Origin of the sequence: Campylobacter coli LMG 9860, assembly GCF_000254135.1 — a bacterium.
GTDB lineage: Bacteria > Campylobacterota > Campylobacteria > Campylobacterales > Campylobacteraceae > Campylobacter_D > Campylobacter_D coli.
This window is the reverse complement of sequence record NZ_AINS01000038.1, coordinates 1-7,218: the sequence shown is the minus strand read 5'-3', so window position 1 is coordinate 7,218 and position 7,218 is coordinate 1. Positions and strand designations below refer to the sequence as shown.

The following is a 7,218-nucleotide window of genomic DNA, read 5'->3' as shown; positions in this document are numbered from 1 at the left end:
TTGGAAGTCCCTATTTCTCGCAAATCATTTAAAATGTTTTCGATATCTCTTAAAATATTTTTATGCTCTTTGCCAAAAACCTTAGCCACATCCAAACTAGTGCAAAAGATTTGATTATCTTGAGTGCCAAATTGCACTTCTTGTTTATTAATAATGACTTTATTGCTCATTTTTTATCTCCTATGAGTTTTTATAAAATTCTTTCAGCTCTAATACTTTTTCATCAAGACTTTTATTTTCTTGTGAAAAAATTTTTTCAATGACATCAATGTATGCTGTTTCTGTAGATAATATTTTTAAATTTTCATTACCCAAAGGGCTAAGATCAAGAGTGCAAATTACTTTTTCATCTTGTCTTTTGATTAAAAATTGTCTTTTCACAGGATTGAAACCTTTAATGATCATATACTCATCATAACTTAAACCTACTCCTTTAACATATTCTTCTTCTTTGGCTTTCGGATTAGATAAAAATACCATAGTCGATGACTGTTCTATAAGAGTTGCAGCATTTTTAAGCTTTAAAAAATCTTCTAAACTTTGTGTAGCAAGTCTTAAAAATCCATTCTGCTTTCTAATGGTTTTAAACTTGTTTTTAACTTCTTCTTGCACGATTTCATTTTCTAGCCACTTCCAAGCTTCATCAATATCAATACAAAGTCTTCTACCATCTGCCAAGCTCATTACACGCCAAAGAATGTAATAGCTTAATATCCCTGATACATCTTTGTCATCAAGAAATTCTGTTCCATCAATTCCAAATAAATTGATATCGTCAGGAAAATCTAAACTATCGTATTCGTTATCAAATACCCAGCCAAATTGTTTGCCTTTTTTGAAAAGTGCTAATCTTGATTTAAGAGAATTATCATCATCTACATTTTCAGTTAAATTTTCAAGTAATAAAGAAATAGGATACTTTCTTTCTTCTTTTTCAAAACCTTTCATAAGAGAATTAACAGCATTATTGAGCATTTCTTCTTCTCTAGTTGTAAGAATTTCATTATTTCTAGTTACTAAAAGTTTCATTAGCGATTGAAGTTGTCTTATATTTTCTTGTGTGCTTTCAACCATAAAAGGATTAAATCCTGTCGGCTTGCCATTTTCAATGCTAATATATCTACCGCCAGCACAAAGTATATTGCCTAACGCACCTTTATCTTTATCCAAATAAATGGCTGTAAATTTTCTTTTATCTTCAGGAATATCATCAGGAAATGTATCTTTGCTAGCGTATTTCATCATTTGATCTACAATAAAGTTCATAAACACTGTTTTACCGCCACTGCTTTGACCTAAAATCAAAGTATTTGCTAGGAAGAATTTTCCAAAATCATTTTTATTTGCACCAGAACTTTGGTGAAAATTAAAATAATAAGGTTGTTTGTTTGGTGTTTTTAAAATGCTAACAGCGTCACCCCAGCAGTTTTTATCTCTTTTGCCCATAGAAAAATTATGTAGAGCAATTAAAGATGAATAATTAATGGATGAGATAAGATTAATGCGTGGGCGTATTGCAAAATTTGATGGTAGTTGCGAAAAAAATGTCGCAGGTAGGGCGATTGTTGCTAAGGTTACTCCAAATCCTAATTCGTTCATCTTTGTAACAACTTCATTTGTGTTGTCTTTACATTCTTTTATAGTATTTCCATACACAAGAATTGATAAATGATATTTACCGAAAGAGATTTCTCCATTTGTAAGTTGATCTAGTGCTTCGTCGATTTGTGCTACTTGTGAAAAACCATCATCTTCGGTTGCAATGAGTTGTTTTTTCTGTTTAGATATTGCTGATTTTGCATCCACTCTAGGAATAGGAGAAAAGCTTTGAGTTATAGTGTATTCCACATCTAAATACATTAGGATATCTAAAATTCCTGCAAAAGTTTCATTTGTATAGTCTTTAATTTCAATGCATCTAGCAAATCTTTTTGTGCTATCATTTTGATTAAATTGAATAGTATCGTGTCCAAATTGTATGTTTTGTAAATTACCATTAAGGTACTGATCTATAGGACTTGGTAATACTCTTATAGGATTAAATTTACCACCAAGTAAATAATTATAAAATTCTAGTTGTTTAGAGTAGGTTTTATCATCTTTGGAATATGTTTTTAATCTTTTTGGGTTAAAATCTTTAATATTTGCTTCTAGTCTATCAGCAAATTCACTAAATTTAGCTAGAAATACGCTAATTGTTTTTCTTTTATTTTCAAAAGAGCTTTTCATAAAAGTTGTTTTTTCTATTTTCACTTTTAAAGGATTGAAAATAAGAGTTAAATATAAAGAATTTTTTCTAAGAGTTCCTTGCTTAAAACTCTCATAATATTTTCTGTCAATTTCTTCTAAAAAAGCATTATTAAATTTCGAAGTTAATTTGTCTTCGATAGAATATCTACAATTATGAAAATAAAAGCTTACAGGTTCATTTGCAAATGATTTAAATAGCATATTCAAAAGATCATTTTTAATATCTAGCTCATCATCATCTTCTGCTTCAAAACTAATTCCTCCAATCTCCCAAGTTGTCATTAAAAGATAATCTTTTGTAATGACTACAGAATCGTTTATTAGTGATGAAAAAGGAATTAATTTTTCAAAATTAGGTTCTGCATTAAGTCCGAAAACAGATATTTTTGGAAAATTAGAATTTGGCGGCATTTGTCTATAAGAGTTTGTGCTGTAAGTTTTAACCTTATGATAATTTTTGGAAGCAGGATTGGAGAAAAATCTCATTTTTAAAAACATTAATCGAAAAATAAAATCATCTTTTTTTGTCATTGCTTTCATAATAAAAAACACAGGAATAGAAAAGCCAACTAAAAAAATGTTTTGACTATAAAATGCAATTAAAATGATACATCCCATCGCTATAACAAAAGGCGTCATCGGAACGCCAAAAATCATAGGTGGACGCGTTAAACCTTTAAAAAGTGGATTTTTCTCCATGATTAGTCCTATTTATATTTATGTAATGATATAGCCAGCAATTGCTGAAGCTGATCCAAAAATAACGCCACCGATAAAAACAGGTGCAACTTCTCTAAGAGTTTGCCCTTGATACATAATTCTGGAAGCACACCACATAAGTGCAATTGTGAGTAAAACTCCACCAAGTGCATACAAAGCAATGCTTAAGTTTTGCATAAAGGTATTAACTTTATCAATACCACCAGCCGCAAATACGAATATAGGGCTTAATAAAATTAACGACAATAATTTTATTTTCATTTTATATCCTTTATTAAAAAAATTGTTCGTTAAATTTTAGTTTTATTATTAGTTAAAAAAATAATTTAATTTTTGTTTTGTAATTAGATTAATATTATTCAAAAGCTTTTATTTAAGTATCAGTTATTTTTTACTAGAATTTATTAGATTTTTAATGAAAGGATAAAAAATGGCATATCCACTTTTAGGCACAAGAATAGTTTTAGATGAAGAAAAAATTTTAAAAGAAGGCAAATATAATTTAGAAGATATGTATAAAATGATAGATGAATATGCCAAAGAATCAGGAATGATAAAAATCAACAAAGAAACTTATCATTGCAAGGGAGATAAGTATGATTTGGGCTGTATGGCTTTATTTATATATAAATATTTGATTGATTCTGAATGGTTTACAAAAAATGCAAAAGAATGGATTTGGATTAGTGAAAAAGAAGGAAATAGCGATTTGATTTCTGCAAGTAAAGCCGAAGGAGAAGGAATTTGGGAATAAATCGCAAAGTAATTAATTTTGATTTATCTACAAAAAGTCTTGAAAAATATTTTAAAGACACAAGAGAACCCTATTCTTTGATTAAAAAATTTATGCTCGAAAATGGTTTTGAGCATAGACAATATTCAGGTTATACTTCAAAAGAACCAATAGATGAAAGACGAGTTGCTAGAATAGTTACTAAACTTGCTAAAAAATTTACTTGGTTTGGCGAATGTGTTAAAGAATTTGATATTACTGAAATAGGAGAGCAATACAGCTTAAAAGATACTATACAAAATCTATGTATCAAAGAAATTAATAAACAAGCTGGTTACAATAAGGATTTTCATGGCAAATTTAAAGAATTTACTCAAAAAACACCAAAAAATCAAAAGTTAAAAGATTTAGAACGATGAATATAGCATATATTAGAGTATCAACAAATAAACAAGAATTAGATTCTCAAAAGTTAGAAATTATGGAATATTGTCATAAAAACAATATCATTTTAGATGAAATTTTAGAAGTAAAAATAAGCTCTACAAAATCTCAAGAAAAACGAAAAATCAAGGATTTAAAACAAAAACTAAAAGCAGGCGATTTATTAATAGCAACAGAACTTTCAAGACTTGGTAGAAGTATGCTAGAAATAATTAATTTGGTTCTTGAATTTAATGCAAATAATATTAATTTTCTATTTTTAAGACAAAGAGAACTCAGCAATTTTAACAATCCTTCTTCAAAACTCATTCTGTCAATTTATGCTTACTTGGCGGAAAATGAAAGAGATCTGATCAGCCAAAGAACAAAAGCAGGACTTGAAAATGCTAAGGCTAGTGGTAAAAAACTAGGGCGTCCTATGGGAACACTTAATAGTATTTATGATAAGGATATAGATAAAATACAAACTTTGCTTGATAAAGATTTATCTATCAGAAGCATTTGGAAATTATTTTATAAAGATAGTGGAAAAACTTACGATGGGCTATTATGGTTTATTAAAAAACGAAAATTAAAACAAAAATAAATTTTTTATTTAAGAAAAATATAAAAAATTTTGTAATAAAATTTAACGAACATTTAATCAAATGTAAAAAAGCATATTTTAATTATATAAAATTAAGTTTAATATTTTAAAATTATATACCATCAACCATCAATCAAATAAAGACTTTTGTAAAAGAAATCTATTGTCTTTGGTGTTTAGTTGATTCATTGGATCATCACGCTTAATATATCTTTTTACCTTATTATTGCTTTGATAGATGAAAAATAAATCATTTTCATTTTTATACTTATTATGAAAAAATTCATCATCATAATCAGCAAATTCTACGCCTTTGCCATAGATATTGATACCAAACTCTATAAGTTTGTCTTTTAATTTAATGATTTCTTTTTTTTGTCTTGAAATGATAGAATTTTCTTTATAAAATTTATATGCCTTAATCTCGCAAAACTCACTATAACTAAGAATTTTTTTATCAGGGAAACTTGTTAAAAATCTAATCAAATCTTGTGCGACTAAAGAATTTAAATTAATAAGAATTTTTGATAAATCATCATCATAAGAAAGAGTGGATTCTGTTTCGAGTTTTTTAATATATTCCCTACGAACTGTTAGCACGAATACAGATACAATTGTTCCATTTTCTTTTGTGATACGCTCTACAGAGTCAAACATTAAAATGCCTTTATCTCTTTGAGTGATTGTTTTTTTATCTTTATCTTCTACATTTTGAGTGAAAGCCAAATCATATGCAAAACGAGAGATTTCTGTAAATTTTTGTTTTAACCAAGAATAATTATTAGAATTTTTATTAAGATATTGTTTTAAGAATTTATAGGGCTCTAATCTTACTTCCATATCCCAAAAATTTTCTTGATATTTTTTAATAACACTTGTATCCACATTTTTTTTGATATATAAAAATAAAGCATCTAAAATATTCCTATGAGTTTGCGTAAGCAAAGAGTTCTTTAAACTTATGGCATATGATGAGCCATTCGCACCTGTCATTTTAAAATCTATTTTATTATCATTTTCTTTAAATACTTTATAAAAATTAGTGTCTGTAAGCTTTCGTGAGCTTAAATAAAAAACACCTCTATTTTCATTCATTGTTACATAGCCTTTTGCTAATTCATTAACACTTACAGCAGAAATATCTTTTTTATTGATAATCTCCAAAGTATTAGAATCAATGCTGTTAGCTCTAAGATTTACAATTGAAGGCTCATCAATACTAGAATTTTGCAATACTTTAATCGTTTTTTGAAATTCTCCAGCATTGATATTATTATTATCCTTTAGCACCTCAAGCAAGCGATAGGTGGTAGAATTTTTATCTTCTCCCTTTTCGAACGAAAGTTTATAAACAAGTCTAGGAGCATTGATAATAACAGAGCTACCCATAAGACTTTCGCCTTTTTTATCTAAGTGATGAAGTAATAAGATAGCTTGATTATTTGATTTTGCTATATCTGTTAGAATATTAAAGAAATTTTGCACATCGTTTTGATTGTTTTGATCTTTAAAACCTAATGTTGAGAAAAATGCACTAAAGGTATCAAGAACAATTAAATCACAATCTGCTAACTCATTAAGCTCTTCTTTTAAACAATTTATAGGTTCTTTATTGATTTTTGGAAGTTCATTTGAAAATTCAAGTTCCGCAGTATTAAAAGAATAAAAACTTTCAATATTTTTTATGCGTTCTAAAATCGCTTTATTTTTATCTTCTACGCTCCAAAAAAAAGGTTTTAAGCCATCATTAATAGCATTAGCACATACCTTTAAAGCTAAAAAAGACTTGCCTACTTCACTATTGCCACTTAATACAGCTACAGAGCCCCTTTCTAATTTAATCGTATCTTCGCAGATTATAGAAACATCTTCATCGCTAAAAAGTCCGAGTGTAATAGTTTCAATAGTATTTCTTTTTGGCATTTTTTAATCCTTTGCTACTTCTATGATCTCAAATAGTTGTTTTATGATTTTAGGGTGCAATATTTCTCCACTATGGTGAGGAATAACCATTCTATAAAGTCCTTTTTTATAGATTCTATGGCTGCCTTTTTGCCTATCAATCGAAAAATCATTTTGCAATAAAAGCTTTTCCGCTTCTTTTGCAGTCATTCTAGGCAATTCAGGCATTTGCTAAAACCATTGGAATAATTGAAGTTGTCTTATTTTCAATAATTCTTTTTTCTTCATTTGCAAGACTTTCTAAATAAAGCTCTCCTGCTTCTTTTATATTGACTAAAGCTTCTTCATAAGTATTTCCCTGCGAAACACAACCTTCAAGCTCTAAAATGCGTGCAAAATATCCATCCTGATCTTTTTCAATAATAATATTTAATAGCATCTTGATTCCTTGTATTAAAAAATGATAAGATTGACTTAAATGTAACAAATATTTTAATCTTCGAAATAAATTATATCAAAGTATCACATCTATGTCAATAGGCAGCAATTTTAGAATTTTTTCAAATAAGATTGACTTAAATGT

General features: G+C 27.9%; 9 protein-coding genes. 3 read left to right on the top strand and 6 right to left on the bottom strand.

Annotation, left to right across the window (positions count from 1 at the left end; genetic code table 11):
- The 3 genes from CCO88_RS05465 to CCO88_RS05455 all read right to left on the bottom strand — a co-directional run.
- Positions 1 to 170 (bottom strand): Rha family transcriptional regulator (locus CCO88_RS05465; protein WP_002839674.1); only part of this gene is annotated, 170 nt, incomplete at its 3' end.
- A 10-nt stretch (positions 171 to 180) separates the two neighbouring features.
- Positions 181 to 2,949 carry a VirB4 family type IV secretion/conjugal transfer ATPase gene (locus CCO88_RS05460; RefSeq protein WP_002839673.1) on the bottom strand — a complete coding sequence of 923 codons (2,769 nt, stop codon included), beginning with the start codon at positions 2,947 to 2,949 and terminating at the stop codon, positions 181 to 183.
- 18 nt (positions 2,950 to 2,967) lie between these two features.
- Positions 2,968 to 3,231, bottom strand: coding sequence for a TrbC/VirB2 family protein (locus CCO88_RS05455; protein ID WP_002839671.1), 264 nt, complete (start codon positions 3,229 to 3,231; stop codon positions 2,968 to 2,970).
- A 169-nt stretch (positions 3,232 to 3,400) separates the two neighbouring features.
- Between CCO88_RS05455 and CCO88_RS05450 the strand changes: the two genes are divergently transcribed.
- Genes CCO88_RS05450 through CCO88_RS05440 form a run of 3 tightly spaced genes read left to right on the top strand, consistent with a single transcriptional unit; the run spans position 3,401 to position 4,733 of the window.
- Positions 3,401 to 3,724 carry a hypothetical protein gene (locus CCO88_RS05450; RefSeq protein ID WP_002779624.1) on the top strand — a complete coding sequence of 108 codons (324 nt, stop codon included), beginning with the start codon at positions 3,401 to 3,403 and terminating at the stop codon, positions 3,722 to 3,724.
- Entirely contained in the window at positions 3,715 to 4,122 is a 408-nt protein-coding gene (gene vapD, locus CCO88_RS05445; protein ID WP_002839669.1) for a VapD family protein, read from the top strand. Before CCO88_RS05450 ends, vapD begins: the two co-directional genes overlap by 10 nt.
- Positions 4,119 to 4,733, top strand: a complete 615-nt coding sequence (locus CCO88_RS05440; RefSeq protein WP_002839667.1) for a recombinase family protein — start codon at positions 4,119 to 4,121, stop codon at positions 4,731 to 4,733. The genes vapD and CCO88_RS05440 overlap by 4 nt, the downstream gene beginning before the upstream one ends.
- A gap of 129 nt (positions 4,734 to 4,862) precedes the next feature.
- On the opposite strand, the gene CCO88_RS05435 is transcribed toward CCO88_RS05440, so the two are convergent.
- Genes CCO88_RS05435 through CCO88_RS05425 form a run of 3 tightly spaced genes read right to left on the bottom strand, consistent with a single transcriptional unit; the run spans position 4,863 to position 7,074 of the window.
- Positions 4,863 to 6,656 carry an AAA family ATPase gene (locus tag CCO88_RS05435; protein ID WP_002790342.1) on the bottom strand — a complete coding sequence of 598 codons (1,794 nt, stop codon included), beginning with the start codon at positions 6,654 to 6,656 and terminating at the stop codon, positions 4,863 to 4,865.
- 3 nt (positions 6,657 to 6,659) lie between these two features.
- Entirely contained in the window at positions 6,660 to 6,863 is a 204-nt protein-coding gene (locus CCO88_RS05430) for a type II toxin-antitoxin system HicA family toxin (protein WP_002790340.1), read from the bottom strand.
- On the bottom strand, positions 6,856 to 7,074 hold the full coding sequence (locus CCO88_RS05425; protein WP_002801148.1) for a type II toxin-antitoxin system HicB family antitoxin: 219 nt from the start codon (positions 7,072 to 7,074) through the stop codon (positions 6,856 to 6,858). The genes CCO88_RS05430 and CCO88_RS05425 overlap by 8 nt, the downstream gene beginning before the upstream one ends.
- Positions 7,075 to 7,218 lie beyond the last annotated feature (144 nt).